The sequence below is a fragment of the Pseudactinotalea suaedae genome, from assembly GCF_009733815.1.
Classification (GTDB): Bacteria; Actinomycetota; Actinomycetes; order Actinomycetales; family Beutenbergiaceae; genus Pseudactinotalea; species Pseudactinotalea suaedae.
This window is the reverse complement of record NZ_WNXY01000006.1, coordinates 108,336-126,796: the sequence shown is the minus strand read 5'-3', so window position 1 is coordinate 126,796 and position 18,461 is coordinate 108,336. Positions and strand designations below refer to the sequence as shown.

Genomic DNA, 18,461 nt, shown 5'->3' with positions numbered 1-18,461 from the left:
TTGCGGAACTGACCACAGCACCAGATCGCGCAACACTGGTGCGGGAGCAAGCGCGATCGCAGGTGACTGGCGCCTCACGTCGTGATCGTGAAGCCTCCGGCCAGCACGGGGACGATGGAGCCGGCCACGACGCGGCGATGTGGGTCGCCGTCGGCGTCGTAGCTGCGCCCCGTGCCCGGCGCGAGCGCCGGGATCTCGGTGCCCGACGGCGTCGCACCGGCGTAGAGCACGGCGTCGCCATCGGTGGTGCTGTAGTGGGCCGTCGCCACGGCGGGGCGGACGAGCAGCGCGTTCAGCCGCAGCTCCCCCCGGCTGGTGCACCGCATCCGCACCACGCCGCCGGGGAGCGGCTGCTCGAGCAGCTGCGGGATCAGGCTCCCCTCGGCCTCGGTCAGGCCCGCGGAGCCGGTACCGCCGTTCGCCGAGGTCCCCAGCACCGGGCCGTCGACCACCGTCCACTCGGCGTCCCCGGCTTCTTCGGCCGTGCGCCACGCGAGCGGGAGCGCCCAGCTGCCCGCGTCCGCCTCCACCTCGAGCTCGACCCACTCCCCCGTCGGCACCGACACGTAGTGCCCGCCCACCAGGTTGCCCTCCCCGGTCCAGGCGCCGCCGTCGGGCGTGACTACCGTGCACCCGGCACTCAGGGTCCCCGCAGCGGCGTCGAGCACCTGCAGCCCGTCGAAGCCCGCATAGCCCGTGATCGAGGTGGCGAGCGCGGCGACGTCGCGGTGGGCGTCGAGCATCTGCATCGTCAGCAGGCCGTGGATCGTGGACTCGGCACCGGAGTTGCGGTTGACCCGGCCATCGGTCTCCACGCCGTCGAAGGTCACCCCGGTCGCCGGGTCGTACGTCGGGACGCCCGCGGTGTTGGCCCCGAAGAACCAGCCCGCCGCCAGCCCGGCGACCAACCGCAGCCCGCGGCCGCCGCCGGCCTCGGCCGCCGCGAGCGGTCCGGCCACCCGGCCGTGCGCGCCGTAGGCGATCTGTGCCTCCGCCGGCACCGGCGCCCACGCGTTGCTCGGTCCGCCACTGGCCAGGACCTGCGGGGTGAACGTCCCGGCGTCCGCGACGGCGGCCCGCACCCACTCACGCTGGTGCCGCGCGCGCCCGGCCCGCGCCAGAGCCTCCGGCGCGGCACCGCCCCAGGCGTGCCAGAACCCGAGCGAACCGGTCCACGGCAGCACGGCACCGAACGGCCAGCCGCCTGCGCGCGACGTCCCCATCGCTGCGACACCCTCGCCGTACCGATCGAGCGCACGCCGCAGCCGCCGGTCCTTGGGACCCGCCTCGAGCGCTGCCACCAGCCCGAGCATCGCCTCGGCCGTAGCATCGGCGCCGCCGGCGATGAGCCAGTTCGGCAGCTCGACGCCGTCGCTGGTCACCCAGCTGCCGTAGCGGGACAACGACTCCTGCTCCAGCGCCGCCACCGCCAGGTCGAGACGCTCCTTGAGGAAGTTCGCGAAGCGCCTGTGGCCGCTGCGCTGGAACGCGGCGTAGCCCTCGCCGAGCGCCCACACCGTGCGCGCGAGCCAGTACGACTCCGCCGAGTCCGAGGGGTCGGGCAGCTCGACCGGCTCGGCGCTGGGGTTGAGCGTCCCGTCGTCCTGCTGCCACAGCACCACCCGGCCCGCGTTCGGCCCGCTGTCGTTCTGGAGATAGGTCAGCGTGCGCAGGAGCTGGTAGGCGTGCTCCTTGCTGCGCCGGTCGCCGCGAGCGCGCCAGTCCCGCAGGAACACGACCGCGGCGCGCGAGATGTCGTCGGCGTTGTACGCGCCCTGCGTGTAGTAGCCGGTCTCCGGGTCGAGCGTGCCGCCTCCGATCCGCCGAAAGCCGTCTCCATCGGCGTCGGCGTAGGTCCACGGTGCCAGCGCCGACGGCTCCTGCTCGATGCGGTAGGTCGTGTGCGAGCCGTCTTCGACGAGCGGGACCTCCTCGAGCAGGAAACGGAGGTGGTCGAGGTTGGTCAGGCGCTTGTGTCGCCCTCCCCCGGCAGGCAGGCTCGACGGCGGTGCCGCGGTGGCGATGCCCGGTGCCACCAGGGCTGTGGCCGGCACTGCCGCGGACAGGGTCAGGAAGGTGCGTCGAGTAGTCATCGTCGTCTCTCGTCCGGTGGTGAGGTGGAGGTCAGCGGCGCAGCGATGCGCCCCAGGGTTCGGCCGGGTCGTGGATCGCCACGGCGAGGGTGGTGTCGGACTGGCCGTAGTAGGCGAACCATTTGCCGTGGAACTTCACGAGTCCCTCGACGAAGGTGACGTTCGAGACCAGGCCGTGCTTGTCCTCGAAGGTCTGCGGGCGCAACCAGGGCACCTGCATACGGGCGATCACGGTCGTGGGGTCGTCGGGGTCGATGGCGATCTGGCCGCACCGGTAGTCGACGTCGACCGAGCCGTCGTCGTTGACCACACGCGTCGCGCCGTTGGTCAGCATCACGAGCAGTCCGGTGTCGGTGAGCACCGGCGAGGTGCCGATCTCGACGAGGTCGGCGTCGAAGGACCCGGGCGTGGGTGCGTACATCGGCTCGGTGTCCGGCGTGCCCGGCGCCCAGTGCACGAGGTCGTCGCTGGTGGCCCAGTAGATGCCGCCCTCACCGAAGTACATCCACCACCGGCCCTGCATCTGCACGGGGACGATGACGCCGGCCTTCGACCAGTTGAAGCCCCGGGGATCCATGGTCGCGAACGTGTCGAAGTCCTCGAACAGCGGTCCGTGCTTGGTCCAGGTCCGCAGGTCGGTCGAGGTCGCGAGACACAGCTGCGCGCTGCGCCGGTCCCACCCGGTGTAGGTGAGGTAGTAGGTGCCGTCGATCAGCGCGACGCGCGGATCCTCGCAGCCGTAACGCTCGTAGTCCTCGCTCGGCGACAGGATCGGCTCCGCCTCGCGCTCGAAGTGGAGGCCGTCGCTGCTGCGCGCGAGACCGACGTGGGAGACGATGTCCTCCGCATGGGCCCGGTAGAGCAGCACCACCTCGTCGTCGACGACGAGAGCCGCGGGGTTGTACAGGTTCCCCGACTCCCAGGTCCCTCCCTGCGGCCGCAGGATGGGGTTGCCCTCGAACGGCACGAACGGGCCCAGCGGGAACCGGGCGTCGTCGAACATGGCGGTGCTCCTGGTGTGCATGGATCAACCCTTCACGGCGGCGCCGAGGTCGGAGGCGGTGAAGTACCGCTGGAACAGGCAGAAGAGGATGACGACGGGGAACGCGAGCGTGGTCGCGCCGGCCAGGATCGCCCCGTTCGGGTTCGCCGTGGACTGCGCGACGTTGGAGATGTAGTTCGCCAACGACACCGCCAGCGGCTGCATGGTCGCGTCCTTGGTGATGAGGAACGGCCACAGGAACTCGTTCCAGGGTCCGATGAAGGTCACGAGCACGACGGTCACCAGCGCCGGTCGCACCAGCGGCACCGCGATCGAGACGAGCAGGCGCAGCTCGCCCGCTCCGTCGATCCTCGCCGCCTCGAACATCTCCTTCGGTAGCGCGCGGAAGAACTGCGAGAAGATGAACACCGCCGTGGTGTTGATCGCGAACGGCAGGATCATGCCGAGGTAGGTGTCGCCGAGACCGTAGCCGCGGGTGATCTGGACGTACAGCGGGATCATCAGCAGCTGGAACGGCACCATCTGCACGAGCAGCATCAGTACCCAGGTGGCGCCGCGGCCGCGGAAGTCCAGCCGTGCGATCGCGTAGCCGGCGAGCAGCCCGAACACCACGGTGCCGAGCAGCACCCCCGCGGTGAAGACCAACGAGTTGAGCAGCGAGCCGACGAGATCGATCCGCGAGTCGATGTTGGTGAAGTTTCCGGTGGTCCAGCCGCTCGTGGGGACCAGGCTGTCCGGTGTGTTGGTGGGGTTCTCCTGGAACGCGCCCACGAGCATGAAGTAGAACGGGAACGCGAAGACCAGCGCCGCCGCCGTCAGCACGACGTAGCGCAACCAGGTGAACCGCGTGCGGCGCATCAGCTCTCCTTCGTCAGTCGGTTGGCGGTCAGGGACAGCAGCCCGACGACGATCACGAGCAGCATCCCGATCGCCGCAGCGGTGTCCGGGTTCTGCTGCTGGATCCCCTGCTGGTAGATCAGCAGCACCGGGGTGCTGGAAGCACCGTCGGGGCCGCCGCCGTTGGTCAGCAGATACGGCTCGGTGAACAGGTTCGCGCCGGTGATGATCGCCAGGATCAGCACGAGCGTCGTCGCCGACCGCACCCCGGGGACCGTGACAGCACGGAACCGCTGCCAGCCGTTGGCGCCGTCGGTCATCGCCGACTCGTGCAGCTCCCGAGGCACGTTCTGCAGCGCCGCCAGGTACAGCAGGATGTAGAAGCCCAGCTGCTTCCAGGTGACGTAGAGCGCGATCGTGGGCATGGCGAGGCTGGAGCTGATCAGCCACGACGGCGAGGGCGCGAGCGGGCCGAGCACGCTGTTGATCAGCCCACCCGAGGAGAACAGCAGCATCCACACCCCGACGAGAGAGACGCTGGCGGTCAGGTACGGCACGTAGAAGGCGATCCGGTACGCGGAGGCCCACCTCACCCCCGAGTCCAAGGCGGTCGCCAGCACCATCGACAGCACCACGGTCAGCGGCACGTTGATCAGCAGGAACACGCCGGTGTTGCGGAACGACTCCAGCACCCGCTCGTCGGTCAGCACCGTGACGAAGTTGTCCAACCCGACGAACGGCTTGGCCACCTCGACACCGGGGGCGGTGAAGAAGTAGTCGTGGAAGGCGATGTAGACCGCGAACCCGAGCGGGTAGGCGAAGATCACCAGCACGAACACCAGGTACGGCAGGCTGAACAGCGACCCGATCGGCTGCGTGCCCAGCCAGCGTCGGCGGGAGGCACGCAACCGGCCCGGATCCCGCAGCTCGGTCGCGGGGACGGAAGCCATCGTTACTCGGCCACGAGGCCGTCGATCGTCTCGGCGGCGCCGCTGAGGAACTCCTCGACAGAGCTGGTGCCGAAGATCACGGCGGCGGAGTAGTCGTCACGGAACGCCTGCCACACCTCGACCGAGTTGGGGACGCTCGGGACGTCCGCGACCCGCTCGGCCTGGTCGGCGAACGTCTCGTAGCTCGGGTTGGCCTCGAAGTAGTCGGGGAACGTCGCGGCGAGATCGGTGCGCAACGGCATCTGACCGGTCAGCTCCAGCAGCTGCCCGTCGCTGTCCTCGCTGGTCGCGAACTTCAGGAACTCCCACGCGGTGCCCTGCGCCTCGCACGAGGTGAACATCGAGACGTTCTTGGAGTCGGCGAAGGTGTAGACGTCACCGGAACCGGTGCTGGTCGGCACGGGCATGAACCCGACGTCGACGGCGTCACCGTAGGAGGCGATCGCCCACGGGCCGGCGAGCTGCATCGCCGTCGTGCCGACCGCCATGGCGTCGTCGGTCGAGGCCTCCTGCGGCGCGAGCCCCTCGGCGTAGACCGACGCCCAGAACTCGGCGACGGCGCGACCCTCGTCGCTGTCGAACGTCGCGGCGCCGTCCTCGACCAGCATGGTGCCACCGGTCTCGGCCAGGTAGAGCGGGTAGAAGTCGAACCACGGCTGGTAGAACTCGCTGGTCGGCGACGGCCAGATCGCGCTCTGCGAGGCACCCGACTCGACGATCTGCCGGGCGCCCGCGAGGAAGTCGTCGAAGCTCTCCATCCCGGGGTTGTCCGGGTCGAGGCCGGCGTCGGCGAAGATCGTCCGGTTGTACATGACCATCACCGGGTTCGACTTCCACGGCAGCTGGTAGAAGCCGTCGTCGGTCATGTACGCCTCGGCGCCCTCACCTCCGCGGTCGGTGATGTAGCTGGCACCGTCCTCGAACTGGGCGAGGTCGACGAGCCCGCCCTGCCGCACCCAGCCCGACACCGCTGCTGTGGCGATGTTGAACACCAGGCACGGTGCGGTCCCCGCCGTGATCGCCGCCGTGATCGCCTCCTCCGACGACGCCCCGGCCGGGATCTCCTGCGCGGTCACCTGCTCGTCGGGGTTCTCGGCGTTCCAGGCGTCGACGACGGCCGTCCCCCACGCGAGCTCCTGCTCGTTGTTCGAGAGCCAGATGTCGATGGCGCCCGTGGCGTCTGCGGCGCCGCCGCCGTCGCCGTTGCCGCCACCACCGCCGCCACCGGAGCAGCCTGCGACGAGCAGGGCTGCGGCACCGAGAATGGCGAGGGGTCGGATGGTCTTCATGGGAGCTCCTTCGTGAGCAGTGGTCGGACGGTGGTGGGCGCGGGAGCAGCGGTGCTCTCGCGCAGCAGGAGCCGGGTGCAGTCGATCGTCACCTCACGGTGCGTCTCACCTGCGACGTCGGCGAGCAGACGCTCGGCGGCGACCTCGCCGCGGCGCTGCGGATCCGTGCTGACGCTCGTCAGCGCGGGGCTGAGATGACCAGCGAGATGGTCGTCGTCGAACCCGGCGATCGCCAGATCGTCGGGCACCGTGAGGCCGTGCGCGCGGGCGTAGGAATAGCCCGCTATCGCCATGGTGTCGTTCGCGTAGGTGATCGCCGTGGGTCGGTCCGGGAGGCTGAGCAGCTCGGCGGTGAGGTCGCGGCCGCTGCGTGCGGTGAAGTCGCCCTCCCGGAGCAGCTCCGGAGTGCCCGTCTCGTCGAGGTAGGCACGCGCCCGGACGAACGAGTGCACGTAGCCGAGCGGACCGGCCACGTGCGCGATGCGCTCGTGACCGGACGTGCGCAGGTGGGCGATCAGCTCGTGAACGGGACCGGCGTCATCGGTGCGGACCCGGGAGAACGTCGTCTCGCCGTCGTACGCCCCGAGCAGGACGGTGGGGATGCCCATCTCCTGCAGGAACGAGATGCGCCAGTCCTCACGGTGCAGGTCCAGGACGATCACGCCGTCGGCACGTCCGTGAGCCATCGCACGATAGGCGCGCTCCTCTGCGGTGCGGTTGGTCACCACCTGCATCACGAGCGCCACCTCGTGGCGTGCGAGCACCGACTCCACGCCGGCGATGAAGGCGGGGAAGAACGTGTCGGAGGCCAGGATGGCGGGATCGCGCGCGAGGACGATCCCGATGGCATGCGCACGAGCGGTGGCCAACGCGCGAGCGCTCGAGCTCGGAACCCACTGCAGCTGCTCGGCGGCGGCGAAGACGCGCTCCTTCGTGGCTGCCGAGATGGGCCGCTTGCCGCTGTAGGCGTGCGAGACCGTGGCCTTGGTGACCCCCGCGGCGGCGGCGACGTCTCCGATCGTCGGTCTGCTCACATCACTCCTTCGTGGTGGTCCTCACGAAGGTAAACCGGTTTGACGATGGCGTCAACCGGTTTGATGATTCCGGTGCTGGTGCGCGAGCGGTCCGTCACGGCTCCCGTGCCCTGCTCCGGGCGGCGGTCGCCTGTCAACGCCGCTCCGACCCACGCACCGCCCGGCCCTGCCGCCCCGTCCACCCACAGCCGCCGCACCCACAGCCGCTCCTGCACCACAGTCGCTCCCGCACCCACAGCCGCTCCCGCACCCACACGCCCGCCCGCCCGAACCCCTGGGAAAGCGCTTTGGGGCGGTACCGGTCTACGTGCTGGACCCTGACGACCCCAGAGCAGGGCTTCGTCGAGCCTCGGCGACGGCGGTGGTCCCAGCTGGTGCGCGGGCGATGGATCCGCCGCAGCACCCCCGGTTGCGCACTGGGGTCACATCGGGCCACCACATGAACCCTGGTGACCCCAAAGCGCTTTCCGCAGGAGTGATGGAGGTGGGTGGCGGCGGGCAGGGGGTGGCGGCAGGCCGGGGGCCGCAGGTGGTGGGTGGCGGCAGGCAGGTGGGTGCCGGCAGGTCGGGGGCTGCAGGTGGTGGGTGGCGGCAGGCAGGGCAGGTGGGCCGCAGGCGGGGGTGGCGGCGAGTGGGTGCGGGCGGCGGAGGCTCAGGCGTCGCGGAAGCCGCGGTACTTCCGCTTGGCCCAGCCGATGAGGCCGCCCCAGTACTCCGGGGGCTCGACAGGCTCGGGGGGCTCGGGGCGGATGCGGCCGGTCTGCGGGTCGTGGTCCCAGTCGAGCGTCTCGGGCTCGGTCTCGGTGACGAAGTTCGGGGTCTCGTCGGCGTGGGTGATGTCGTCGGGATCGACCTCGGGGATCGCGGGCGGGTTGGCCGTCCACGCGCAGACCATCAGCAGGATACGCACGATGAGGTTGACCCACAGCAGCAGCGTGATGATCACGGCGTACGGCGCGAGCAGCGGGTTGGCCGCAGCGGCCCCGCCCACGATCGAGGTCCCCAGCAGCCGGATTCCGCCGGCAGCCACCGCGACCACCAGCGCGCCGAGCACCAGGTCACGGCGGGGCGGCCTGGCCCCGGCCAGCCCGCGGATCAGGAACGCCACGACCGCGAAATCCACGGCCAGCGCGACCGCGAACCCCAGGATCCGCAGCAGCACCTGCACGACCGGGTTGTCCTCGAGCCCGACGGCGCCGGCGACCGCGTTGCCCGCGGTCCCCACCACGATCCCGAGCACCGCCGTCAGCACCACGGCGAGCGCGAGCGCGAGGAACCCGACAAGGTCGCGCAGCTTCGCGGCCACCGCGTTCTCGGCAGGCGTGACGATGCCGAACACCGCGCGGATCCCGGACCGCAGCGCAGCCATCACCGCGGTGGCGGCGTTGATCAGCAGCAGGAAGCCGATGACGCCGGTCAAGAGCGAGGCACCGCCGCTGAACTGCAGGTCGTCAGCGGTCAGCCCGTCCGGGTTGCTCTCCGAGCTCACCACCCCGGGCAGGGCGGAGTCGAGCGCCTGGAGCACCGCGTCCTGCAGCCCGGCGTTGTCGCCGACCAGTGCCATGAAGATCGAGAACCCGACGGCGAGACCCGCGAAGATCGAGAACAGCGCCGAGTAGGCGATGCCACCGGTGAGCAACGCCCCGTTGGCGGCTCCGTAGCGGCCGAGCCCGCGCGCCACCCGGGTCTGCTTCCACCGCTCCAGCAGCCGTGCCAGACCGGTCTTCGGCGACTCGGTCGGCTCCGCCGCCTCGGACGGCGCCTCGGTGCTCTCAGCGCTCTCGGTGCCCGCTGTGCTCGAGCTGCTCATCGCTGTCCCCCCACGTCGTGGGCGACGAGCGAGAAGATCTCCACCTCCCGCCAGACGCCGTCATCACCGTATTCGTAGAGCGCGAACTGTGCGACGGGGAACCGCGCCTCGAAGTCGGCGCGGGAGCGGCCGGCGTCGTCGAGGTGGACGTCGTCGAGGTCGTGCGCGATCGTCACGTGCGGGTGATAGGGGAACCGCATCTCCTGCGCCAGCGGACCACCGACCACCGAGCCGTGCAGCTCGGCACAACCCTCCGCACCCTCGGTCACGGCAACGAACACCACCGGCGAGATCGGGCGGAAGGTGTCGGTCCCCGCCAGGCCGACCACGAACGGCGCGTGCTGGGTGGCGACCTGCCGCAGGTGAGCACGCACCTCGCCCATCTGCTCCGGCTCGATCACCGAGGGCGGCATCAGCGTGATGTGCGGCGCGATCGCCAGCGCCTCCGGGTCACCGGCATCGATACGCGCACGCGTGAGCGACTCCGAGTAGGGGGCGGGGATCGGGATCGCGACCCCGATGCTGATCTGTGAGCCGACTCTGGGAGGCACCCTCATCTGATCGAGGAACCCGGCGCGGGGGCTGCGACGACCGACATCCCCCTAGTCTGCCCGGTCCTGCACGCGGCCGGTGCCGTTCACGTCCGTGGCGCGGACACCTGGCGGCGGCTGGCGCGGAGAGCACCCACAATGGAAGCCGACCACCGCCGTCCTTGGAGGAGACCCGTGCCGAAGACCGATCAGCACCTCAGCGCCGCACCCGAGCGACTCGATGCCTGGTCGAACGCCGACGGCGTCGCCCGGGCGAGCACCGCGTTCGCCGAGGCCTACGGTCAGCAGCCCGACGGCGTCTGGTTCGCCCCGGGACGCGTCAACGTCATCGGTGAGCACACCGACTACAACGGCGGCCTCGCGCTGCCGATCGCGCTCCCGCACCGCACCTTCGCCGCGTTCCGGCGCCGTGACGACGGCCGCGTCCGGCTGATCTCCGGCCGTGAGAGCACCCCGTGGGAGGGGCTCCTGGCCGACGTGGCCCCCGGCTCGGTGACCGGATGGTCCAGCTACGTCCTCGGCGTCGCGTGGGCGCTCGGCCAGGCGGGGCAGCCGGTCACCGGGTTCGACGTCGCGATCGAGTCGTGCGTCCCGTACGGTGCCGGCCTCAGCTCCTCGGCCGCTCTGGAGGGCTCGGTCGCCGTGGCGCTGGCCGAGCACCCCGACTGGGTTGCCCCCTCCCCCGGCTCCGACGAGGGCCGCGCCGCACTCGCGGCCGCGTGCGTCCGCGCCGAGAACGAGATCGCCGGCGCGAGCACCGGCGGCATGGACCAGGCCGCCTCGCTCCGGTGCCGCGAGGGGCACGCCCTGCTGCTGGACTGCCGCGACGGCAGCATCGACCACCTCCCCTTCGACCTCGCAGCCGCCGGCCTGGAGCTCCTGGTCATCGACACGCGCGCGCCGCACGCGCTCGTCGACGGCCAGTACGCCCAGCGCCGCGCCACCTGCGAGGCCGCAGCCGCCACCCTCGGGGTGGCCACCTTGCGGGAGATCGACCCGTCCCTGCTCGACGAGGCGCTGGCGCGCCTGGACGACGACGTCGCCCGCGCACGCGTGCGACACGTCGTCACCGAGATCGACCGGGTCCGCGGGTTCGTGGACCTGCTGTCCGCGGGCAAGGTCCGCGAGGTCGGGCCGCTGATGAACGCCTCGCACGACTCCCTCCGCGACGACTACGAGGTCACCGGCACCGAGCTCGACGTCGCGGTGGACGCCGCTCGGTCCGCGGGCGCCCTCGGCGCGCGCATGACCGGCGGCGGCTTCGGCGGCTCGGCGATCGCCCTCATCGAGGTGGGTGAGGCCGACCAGGTGAGCTCCGCCGTCGAGCGGGCCTTCCGGGAGGCCGGGCTGGGCCGGCCGGCGTTCCTGGTCGCCACGGCCGCCGGACCGGCAGGCCGGGCGGACTAGCGAGCCGGCGACCTAGAGGGCCAGCACGGCCCGCACCGGCGCGTGGTCGCTCCAGCGGCCGTCATAGGTCGGTGCGCGGTCGACGGCGACCTCGGTGACCGAGCCCGCGAGGGCGGCCGAGCACCAGAGGTAGTCGATGCGCCAGCCCGCGTCGTTGTCGTAGGCGCGGCCGCGCCACGACCACCAGGTGTAGGGCCCCTCGACGTCGCCCGCGTGCGTGCGCGCGGCGTCGACCCAGCCCTGCTCACGCCAGCCGGTCAGGTGCGCCTGCTCCTGCGGCAGGAACCCGGACTTGCCCCGGTTGCCCTTCCAGTTCTTGATGTCGCGCTGGTCGTGGGCGACGTTGAGATCCCCGCCCAGCACGGCGCGGGCCTCGCGGAGCTCGGTCAGCCTCGCCGTCGCTCGGTCGAGGAACGCCAGCTTGACGTCCATCGACGGGGTGTTCGCGGTCGCGGTGTGGACGTAGGTGGAGATGACGGTGAGAGGGTCACCATCGGGTGCCACGAGGTCGCACTCGACCCAGCGGCCCACGCTCTCCCGGGGTTCGTCGGGCAGACCGAGGCGGACCGCCTGGAACGGCAGCCGGGACGCGATCGCCACCCCGGCGCGACCCGCCGCCGGTGCCTCGTGGTGCACCACGTGCCAGTCCGCGCTCAGGTGCTCGGCGAGGACCGCGGCCGGTGCGCGCACCTCCTGGAGTAGCAGCACGTCAGGGTGCGCGGACGTCAGCCACGCGCCCATGCCGCGACGGAACGCCGCCCGGATCCCGTTGACGTTGACGCTCGCGACCACCAGCGCCCGGCCGTGCGGCTCGCGCGGCTCAGACCCCACGGATCAGCGTGAGGACCGTGCTGGCGAGCTGGTCGCGATCGAGCTCGACACCCTTGCCGGCGGAGTCGACGATCGCCTGCAGCATCACACCGTCGGTGTAGGCGAGCAGGGCTCGGGTGGCGGCCTCCGCGTGCGGGTGCCCGTGCGCCGTCAGGTTCTCGACGCCGAGGGCCATCCACTCCGACAGCGCCCCACCGAGGCGCTCGGGGTAGACCAGCGTGAGCGCGAACCGTGCGCGCGTGCGCGTCATCCGGCCGGGGCGGCACAGCCGCACCGCGAACTCGGCGATGCCGCGCGAGAGGGCGGCGTCGTCGAGGTTCTCGAAGCCGCTGTGGATGTCCGTCAGGGTCGCCTGGTCGACCTCGACGAGGCGCTCGACGGCGCCGTCGAGCAGCGACTCCCGGGTGCGGAAGTAGTTGGAGGTGCTGCCGTCGGGCAGCTTCAGACGGCGGTCGACGCCGCGATGGGTGAGGGCCCTCGTACCGCCTTCTCCGATGATGGCGAGCGCGGCATCGAGCATCCGCGTACGGCGATCGAGCATGGTTGCACAGCGTACGCGCGTCAGCCGGTGCAGGCACGCCCAGCACGCCCGACACGCGAGAAGACGGTCGCCAGACCTTCCCAAATGACTACGTGAGTAGTAAGGTCGGTCGGGCGTTGCGAGCGGTGCGGGGTTGCTCGCAGCGGCAGGGGTGACTGGCGCTCGCGTCCGCTACGGGCGCGAGCGCCGCCCCCTCAGCTCGCCTGCCGGTTGTCCTGCGGCACCCGACGCGCCCACGGCCACCACACGGTACGTCCGATGTCGTGCACGAGACCGGGCACCAGCAGCGACCGCACCACGAAGGTGTCGATCAGCACGCCCACCGCCACGATGAAGGCGATCTGCAGCAGGAACAGCAGCGGGATCACCGCGAGCGCGGAGAACGTCGCAGCGAGCACCAGCCCGGCCGAGGTGATGACGCCACCGGTCACGGCCAGCCCACGCCGCACCCCCTCGCGCGTGCCGTGTTGCAGCGACTCCTCGCGCACACGCGTCATGAGGAAGATCGAGTAGTCGATGCCGAGCGCCACCAGGAACACGAACCCGTACAGCGGCACGGTCGCATCGGCCCCGGGCAGGTCCAGCACGTGGTTGAACACGATCGCCGCGAGCCCCATCGTCGCGGCGAACGACACCACGTTCGCCACCAGCAGCAGCAGCGGCGCGACGATCGCGCGCAGCAGCAGCACCAGCATGATGAAGATGACCACGAGCACGATCGGCACGATGGTGCGGAGGTCGCTCGCCGCGGTCTCCTGGGTGTCGAGGCGCTCCGCAGCCGCCCCGCCGACCAGGCTCTCCGGGTCGGCCTCGTGCGCCGCCACGCGGACGTCGGCGGCCACCCCGGTCGCCTCCTGGCTCTCGGCGCTCGCCTCGGTCACCACCTGCACGAGCACCAGGCCGTCGACGACGAGCGGCTCGGCGGGCTCGGCAGGCTCCTGACCCGGCTGACCGGCGCTGTCGCCGTCCTCGGTGAACAGGGATGCGGACGCGACCCCCTCGACCCCGGTCACGGCGTCGATGACCGCCTGCCCCGACGCCTCCGGGACGACCACCTGGATCGGCTCGACCTGCCCGACCTCGAAGTGGGCCGCGAGGACCTCCTCGCCCGCGACCGCCTCGACCTCGCCGCGGAAGACGTCGGACTCCCCCGTGCCGTCGGCGCGCAGCGTCGGCACGAACGCCGCGAGCGCGACCAGACCCAGCAGCGTCACCACCCAGACCGGGCGCGCCCGCCGCGTCACGGCGTCGGCCACCCGCTGCCACAGACCGGCCCGCTGGGGCCCGGCCACGTCGGCACCGCCGAACACCGGCCGGCGGGGCCAGAACACGGCCCGGCTGCGGGCGCCGCCGAGCAGCAGCAACGCCGGCAGCAGTGTCAGCGCGGCCAGGAACGAGGCCGCGATGCCGATCGCGGCCACCGGACCGAGGCTCGCGTTGGACCCGAGGTCCGAGAGCATCAGGCACAGCAGCCCCGCGATCACGGTGCCCGCGCTCGCCGCGATCGGCTCGAGCGAGGCGCGCCAGGCCGCGCGCATCGCCGCACCCGGGTGGCGATGGCGTGTCAGCTCCTCGCGATAGCGCGCGACCAGCAGCAGCGAGTAGTCCGTCGCTGCACCGATCACCAGGATCGACAGGATGCCCTGGCTCTGCCCGTTCAGCTGCAGCACGTCGTTGCCGGCCAGCGGCTTGATCACCAGCGCCGCGAGGCACAGCGCGAAGACCGACGTCAGGATCACCGCGAACGGCAGCACGGGCGAGCGGTAGACGATCACGAGGATGACCAGCACGACCACCAGGGCCACGGCGAGCAGGATGCCGTCGATGCCGCCGAACGCCGAGACGAGATCGGCCACGAACCCGCCGGGGCCGGTGACCCACGCCGTCATCGCGGCGTCGTCGAGTGCGTTCGGCGCCTCGGCGCGGATCGCCTCGACGACGGCGATGCTCACCCGGTCCTCCTCCTCACCGACCAGCCGGTCGGCCTCGGACCCGTCGATCGAGACCGGGATCAGCAGCGCCTCACCGTCTTCGGACGGCACCGCCACGACGGGGCCGGTCAGCACGTCGGCGACCAGCTCACCGCCCGGCAGCTCGAGGTCGCCGATGCTCTCGGCGAAAGCCTGGCCGGCGCCGAGCTGCTCCTCGGTGAGCGCCGCGTCGTCGTCGGAGGTGACCACGACGAGAGCGGGCAGCGTGTCGGTCTGGGTGAACTCGGAGGCACGATCACCCGCGCGGGTCGACTCCGCGCTCGCCGGGAGGAAGGCGGAGGAGTCGTTCTCCTGGACCTGCGAGAGCGTGCCCTGCGCCATGCCCCCGAACGCGGCGATCGCGAGCCACCCCAGGATGGCGACGACCACGAACAGCCAGCGGGCCGTACCGCGGCTGCGCGTGGCCTCTCCATCGCGATGACGCGGTTGACCCTCAGAATCACTCAGCACGCTGAGTATTTTCTCACCTGCACCCCGGTCGGGCAAGTCAGGGCAGAATGCCAGGGGTGAGCACACCGACGCAGCCCGATCACGGGGTCGGTGTCGGACCGGAGGCGTGGCCCACGGGGCGGCTCCTGTCAGCCGCGGCCCGCCGCATGGAGAACGAGTGGAACGCCTACCTGGCGCGGTGGCACCTCAACCATGCCTCGTTGCCCGCGCTGGCGATCCTGCTGGCCCGCCCGCTCTCCCAGCGCGACCTGGCGGCTGCGCTGGGCGTCACGGAGCAGACGACGAGCCGGATCGTGGCCGGGCTCGAGCGGAACGGGTACGTCACCCGGCAGCGGCTGCCCGACGACCGCAGGGTGCGGCTCCTCGCCGCCACCGGCGAGGGTGCAGCTGTGATGCACCAGCTCACCGCGGCCGGGTCGGTCGACTCGATCGTCGAGCACGGCCTCAGCGCCGAGGAGGAGGCGACGCTGCGGCGGCTGCTGATGCGCTTCCTGTGACGGTGTCGGCGGCTCGTGGCAGCATCGACGGATGCGACTCACACTCGAGATCGACCTCGACACCCTTGGTCCCGACGCCGCCGCTGAAGCCGGACGAGCCTTGCGCTACTGGGCCGGCGCGCTCGGCCAGATGGACCTCACCGCACCCGCCGCGTTCCCCCTGATGGACTCGAGCTACCAGGAGATCGGGAGCATCGCCGTCGAGAGTGCGGGAGTGACGCCGGAGCGGGACGTCAAGGCGCACCTGCACAGCTACCTCCAACGGCAGCACGAGGCGCTGCTGTGGAAGATCGACGGGCTCGGCGAGCGCGACGCCCGGTGGCCGATGACCGCCACCGGGACCAACCTGCTGGGCCTGATCAAGCACGTCGCCACCGTCGAGGCCGAGTACTTCGGGCTCGTGTTCGACCGGCCGTTCCCCGAGGTCATGCCCTGGTCCGCCGAGGACGCCGAGGACAACGCCGACATGTGGGCCGCGCCGGAGGAGTCGATCGAATCGGTGCGGGAGTTCGCCGTGCGCGTCTGGGCGCACGCCGACGACACGATCGAGGCGCTCGGTCTTGACGCCCGGGGCCACGTGCCGTGGTGGGGCGACCGGGGGGATGTGACGCTCGGGCAGGTGCTCGTGCACGTGGTGGCGGAGGTCGCCAGGCATGCCGGCCACGCCGACATCGTGCGCGAGCTGATCGACGGCGCGGCCGGGCTGAGCACCCGGATCTCGAACCTCCCCGAAGGTGATGCGCAGTGGTGGGCCGACTACGTCGAGAAGCTCAAGCAGGTCGCGAGCGCCGCCCGCTGACCACCCCGCACCCCGATTTCACCGCACTTCCGACCGACGTCCGATTTCACCGCACTTTCGACCGACGTCCGATTTCACCGCACTGTCGACGTACGTCCGGTTTCACCGCACCTTGACCCAGGTAGACGTCGGCGCACGCGGGAGATCCGACGTGCATCACCACGTGGGTGAGATCTGGATCGGGACGAAAGTGCGGTGAAATCTGGAACGGGTCGACAGTGCGGTGAAACCGTCAGGAGGAGTGGCGCCGCTCCGCGGCGTCGACGGCGTTCTTGAACAGCATCGCGATCGTGGTCGGGCCGACACCGCCCACGCGGGGCGTGATCGCACCGGCGACCTCCGCGCAGCGCTCGTCGACGTCGGGCAGCAGCCGCTTGCCCTCGTACCGGACGCCACCGCCCACGACCGTCACGCCAGGCGTGAGGTGCTCGGGCTGCAGGATCCCGGGAACACCGACCGCCGCGATGACGATCTCGGCGCGGCGCGTGTAGTCGGCCCAGTTCGGCACACCGGTGTGGACCACCGTGACCGCCGCGTTGGCCGTGGCGCGCTTCTGCGAGAGCAGCAGCGCGAGCGGGCGGCCGAGCGTGGTGCCGCGACCCAGGATCACCACGTCACGCCCCGCGACGGGAATCTCGTGGTGGGCGAGCAACGCCTCGATCCCCGCCGGCGTGCACGGCACCGGGCCGGGCATGCCGAGCGCGAGACGACCCATGTTCACCGGGTGCAGGCCGTCGACGTCCTTGTCCGGGTCGAGCTCGAGGAGCGCGGCGTCGAAGTCGATCTGCGGCGGCGTGGGGTGCTGGATGAGCACGGCGTCCACCTCGGAGGCCTCGTTCATCTCGCGGATCGCCGCGATGACGTCGGACTGCGTGGCCTCCTGCGGCAGGTGGATGTGAGGCGAGGCCAGCCCCAGCTCCCCGGCCTTCTCCTGCTTCATCCGGATGTAGCCGGCGCTGGCCGAGTCGTCACCCACGAGGATGGTGCCCAGACCCGGCTGGTGACCGGCCGCCGTCAGGGCCTCGATGCGAGGACCGAGCCCGGCGAGGACCGCCTCGGCGACCGGCTTGCCCGGCAGCAGACGGGCGCTCACTGCTGCAGGCCCTCGTACAGCGGGAACGCCTCGGTCAGCGTCGCGACGCGGGCGCGGGCGGCCTCGATGTCGGCCCCCTGCCCCTCGCGCAGCACGCCGGCGATGATGTCGGCGACCTCGGTGAACTCGGCGTCGCCGAAGCCGCGGCTGGCCAGCGCCGGGGTGCCGATCCGCAGACCGGAGGTGACCCGCGGCGGGCGCGGGTCGAACGGCACCGCGTTGCGGTTGACCGTGATCCCGGCGGCGTGCAGGAGGTCCTCGGCCTGCTGCCCGTCGAGCGGGCTGTTGCGCAGATCGACCAGCACGAGGTGCACGTCGGTGCCGCCGGTCAGCACCGAGACGCCCGCCTCGGTCACGGCCGGGTCCATGAGCCGCTCGGCGATGATCTTGGCGCCGCTGAGGGTGCGCTGCTGCTTCTCCTTGAACTGCTCGCTCGCCGCGACCTTGAGCGCGACCGCCTTCGCGGCGATGACGTGCATGAGCGGGCCGCCCTGCTGACCGGGGAACACCGCGGAGTCGAGCTTCTTGCCCCAGGTCTCGGCGTCGCGCGCGAGCAGCAGGCCGGAGCGGGGGCCGCCGAGCGTCTTGTGCACGGTCGTGGACACCACGTCGGAGTGGGGCACGGGTGAGGGGTGCAGACCGGCGGCGACCAGCCCGGCGAAGTGGGCCATGTCGGTCCACAGCAGCGCGCCGACCTCGTCGGCGATGGAGCGGAACGCCTCGAAGTCGAGGTGCCGCGGGTAGGCGGACCAGCCCGCGATGATCACCTGCGGCTGCGCCTCGATCGCGGCGGCGCGCAGCGCGTCGTACTCCACGCGGTGGCTCTGCTCGTCGACGCCGTAGGCGTGGACCTCGTAGAGCTTGCCGGAGAAGTTGATCTTCATGCCGTGCGTGAGGTGTCCGCCGTGCGCCAACGACAGCCCGAGGATGCGGTCCCCCGGCTTGGCGATCGCGTGCAGCACGGCCGCGTTGGCGGTCGCACCCGAGTGCGGCTGCACGTTGGCGTAGTCGGCGCCGAACAGCGACTTGGCCCGCTCGATCGCGAGGTTCTCGGCGATGTCGACCTGCTCGCAGCCGCCGTAGTAGCGCTTGCCGGGATAGCCCTCGGCGTACTTGTTGGTGAGCACGCTGCCCTGCGCCTGCAGGACCGCGCGGGGAACGAAGTTCTCGCTCGCGATCATCTCGAGCGTGTCGCGCTGCCGGGTGAGCTCACCCTCGAGGACAGCGGCGATCTCGGGGTCGACGTCGGCGAGCGGTGCGTCGGGATGGGGGTGGCTCATGGCAC

The 18,461-nt window shown here is 71.4% G+C and carries 17 protein-coding genes; 3 read left to right on the top strand and 14 right to left on the bottom strand.

All coding sequences use genetic code 11. The features are described from left to right. Positions 1–74 precede the first annotated feature (74 nt). The 9 genes from GPA04_RS11425 to GPA04_RS11385 form a co-directional block, all read right to left on the bottom strand. Positions 75–2,093: a hypothetical protein gene (locus tag GPA04_RS11425; protein ID WP_156224226.1), complete on the bottom strand. Its 2,019-nt coding sequence runs from the start codon at positions 2,091–2,093 to the stop codon at positions 75–77. Positions 2,094–2,124: 31 nt separating this feature from the next. Beyond that, complete coding sequence (locus tag GPA04_RS11420) at positions 2,125–3,117, bottom strand: glycoside hydrolase family 130 protein (RefSeq protein ID WP_241680749.1); 993 nt, start codon at positions 3,115–3,117, stop codon at positions 2,125–2,127. A 3-nt stretch (positions 3,118–3,120) separates the two neighbouring features. After that, on the bottom strand, positions 3,121–3,954 hold the full coding sequence (locus tag GPA04_RS11415) for a carbohydrate ABC transporter permease (RefSeq protein ID WP_156224225.1): 834 nt from the start codon (positions 3,952–3,954) through the stop codon (positions 3,121–3,123). Beyond that, entirely contained in the window at positions 3,954–4,883 is a 930-nt protein-coding gene (locus tag GPA04_RS11410) for a carbohydrate ABC transporter permease (RefSeq protein ID WP_156224224.1), read from the bottom strand. Before GPA04_RS11410 ends, GPA04_RS11415 begins: the two co-directional genes overlap by 1 nt. Positions 4,884–4,885: 2 nt before the next feature. Further along, positions 4,886–6,172 (bottom strand): extracellular solute-binding protein, encoded by a 1,287-nt coding sequence (locus GPA04_RS11405; RefSeq protein ID WP_156224223.1) that lies wholly within the window; start codon positions 6,170–6,172, stop codon positions 4,886–4,888. Beyond that, on the bottom strand, positions 6,169–7,206 hold the full coding sequence (locus tag GPA04_RS11400; protein ID WP_156224222.1) for a LacI family DNA-binding transcriptional regulator: 1,038 nt from the start codon (positions 7,204–7,206) through the stop codon (positions 6,169–6,171). Before GPA04_RS11400 ends, GPA04_RS11405 begins: the two co-directional genes overlap by 4 nt. After that, positions 7,203–7,424, bottom strand: coding sequence for a hypothetical protein (locus tag GPA04_RS11395; protein ID WP_156224221.1), 222 nt, complete (start codon positions 7,422–7,424; stop codon positions 7,203–7,205). Before GPA04_RS11395 ends, GPA04_RS11400 begins: the two co-directional genes overlap by 4 nt. 434 nt (positions 7,425–7,858) lie before the next feature. Continuing rightward, complete coding sequence (locus GPA04_RS11390) at positions 7,859–9,016, bottom strand: YihY/virulence factor BrkB family protein (protein WP_156224220.1); 1,158 nt, start codon at positions 9,014–9,016, stop codon at positions 7,859–7,861. Then, a complete protein-coding gene (locus tag GPA04_RS11385) occupies positions 9,013–9,573 on the bottom strand; it encodes a 2'-5' RNA ligase family protein (RefSeq protein WP_156224219.1) in 561 nt (186 codons plus the stop codon). The genes GPA04_RS11390 and GPA04_RS11385 overlap by 4 nt, the downstream gene beginning before the upstream one ends. A 168-nt stretch (positions 9,574–9,741) precedes the next feature. Between GPA04_RS11385 and galK the strand changes: the two genes are divergently transcribed. Continuing rightward, positions 9,742–10,974, top strand: coding sequence for a galactokinase (gene galK / locus GPA04_RS11380; RefSeq protein WP_241680748.1), 1,233 nt, complete (start codon positions 9,742–9,744; stop codon positions 10,972–10,974). A 12-nt stretch (positions 10,975–10,986) separates the two neighbouring features. On the opposite strand, the gene GPA04_RS11375 is transcribed toward galK, so the two are convergent. The 3 genes from GPA04_RS11375 to GPA04_RS11365 form a co-directional block, all read right to left on the bottom strand. Beyond that, entirely contained in the window at positions 10,987–11,805 is an 819-nt protein-coding gene (locus GPA04_RS11375; RefSeq protein WP_277754301.1) for an exodeoxyribonuclease III, read from the bottom strand. After that, complete coding sequence (locus GPA04_RS11370) at positions 11,795–12,346, bottom strand: TetR/AcrR family transcriptional regulator (RefSeq protein ID WP_156224217.1); 552 nt, start codon at positions 12,344–12,346, stop codon at positions 11,795–11,797. The genes GPA04_RS11375 and GPA04_RS11370 overlap by 11 nt, the downstream gene beginning before the upstream one ends. A gap of 194 nt (positions 12,347–12,540) precedes the next feature. Further along, the gene (locus tag GPA04_RS11365; protein ID WP_241680747.1) at positions 12,541–14,787 is read right to left on the bottom strand and encodes an MMPL family transporter; all 2,247 of its coding nucleotides are present in this window, start codon (positions 14,785–14,787) and stop codon (positions 12,541–12,543) included. Between the two features lie 56 nt (positions 14,788–14,843). On the opposite strand from GPA04_RS11365, the gene GPA04_RS11360 reads away from it, so the two are divergent. Continuing rightward, entirely contained in the window at positions 14,844–15,284 is a 441-nt protein-coding gene (locus GPA04_RS11360; protein ID WP_241680746.1) for a MarR family winged helix-turn-helix transcriptional regulator, read from the top strand. 31 nt (positions 15,285–15,315) lie between these two features. Continuing rightward, positions 15,316–16,083: a DinB family protein gene (locus GPA04_RS11355; RefSeq protein WP_241680745.1), complete on the top strand. Its 768-nt coding sequence runs from the start codon at positions 15,316–15,318 to the stop codon at positions 16,081–16,083. A 232-nt stretch (positions 16,084–16,315) separates the two neighbouring features. Here GPA04_RS11355 and GPA04_RS11350 read toward each other — a convergent pair whose 3' ends face one another. After that, complete coding sequence (locus GPA04_RS11350) at positions 16,316–17,176, bottom strand: bifunctional 5,10-methylenetetrahydrofolate dehydrogenase/5,10-methenyltetrahydrofolate cyclohydrolase (RefSeq protein ID WP_156224215.1); 861 nt, start codon at positions 17,174–17,176, stop codon at positions 16,316–16,318. After that, positions 17,173–18,456 carry a serine hydroxymethyltransferase gene (gene glyA, locus GPA04_RS11345; protein WP_156224214.1) on the bottom strand — a complete coding sequence of 428 codons (1,284 nt, stop codon included), beginning with the start codon at positions 18,454–18,456 and terminating at the stop codon, positions 17,173–17,175. The genes GPA04_RS11350 and glyA overlap by 4 nt, the downstream gene beginning before the upstream one ends. Between the last annotated feature and the right edge of the window lie 5 nt (positions 18,457–18,461).

What these genes read in the sequence shown, in the direction of transcription:
- glyA (WP_156224214.1), bottom strand. Translation starts at nt 18,456, where the DNA reads ATGAGCCACCCCCATCCCGACGCACCGCTCGCCGACGTCGACCCCGAG.
- GPA04_RS11385 (WP_156224219.1), bottom strand. Translation starts at nt 9,573, where the DNA reads ATGAGGGTGCCTCCCAGAGTCGGCTCACAGATCAGCATCGGGGTCGCG.
- GPA04_RS11405 (WP_156224223.1), bottom strand. Translation starts at nt 6,172, where the DNA reads ATGAAGACCATCCGACCCCTCGCCATTCTCGGTGCCGCAGCCCTGCTC.
- GPA04_RS11420 (WP_241680749.1), bottom strand. Translation starts at nt 3,117, where the DNA reads ATGCACACCAGGAGCACCGCCATGTTCGACGACGCCCGGTTCCCGCTG.
- GPA04_RS11355 (WP_241680745.1), top strand. Translation starts at nt 15,316, where the DNA reads ATGCGACTCACACTCGAGATCGACCTCGACACCCTTGGTCCCGACGCC.
- GPA04_RS11370 (WP_156224217.1), bottom strand. Translation starts at nt 12,346, where the DNA reads ATGCTCGATCGCCGTACGCGGATGCTCGATGCCGCGCTCGCCATCATC.
- GPA04_RS11390 (WP_156224220.1), bottom strand. Translation starts at nt 9,016, where the DNA reads ATGAGCAGCTCGAGCACAGCGGGCACCGAGAGCGCTGAGAGCACCGAG.
- GPA04_RS11415 (WP_156224225.1), bottom strand. Translation starts at nt 3,954, where the DNA reads ATGCGCCGCACGCGGTTCACCTGGTTGCGCTACGTCGTGCTGACGGCG.
- GPA04_RS11425 (WP_156224226.1), bottom strand. Translation starts at nt 2,093, where the DNA reads ATGACTACTCGACGCACCTTCCTGACCCTGTCCGCGGCAGTGCCGGCC.
- GPA04_RS11410 (WP_156224224.1), bottom strand. Translation starts at nt 4,883, where the DNA reads ATGGCTTCCGTCCCCGCGACCGAGCTGCGGGATCCGGGCCGGTTGCGT.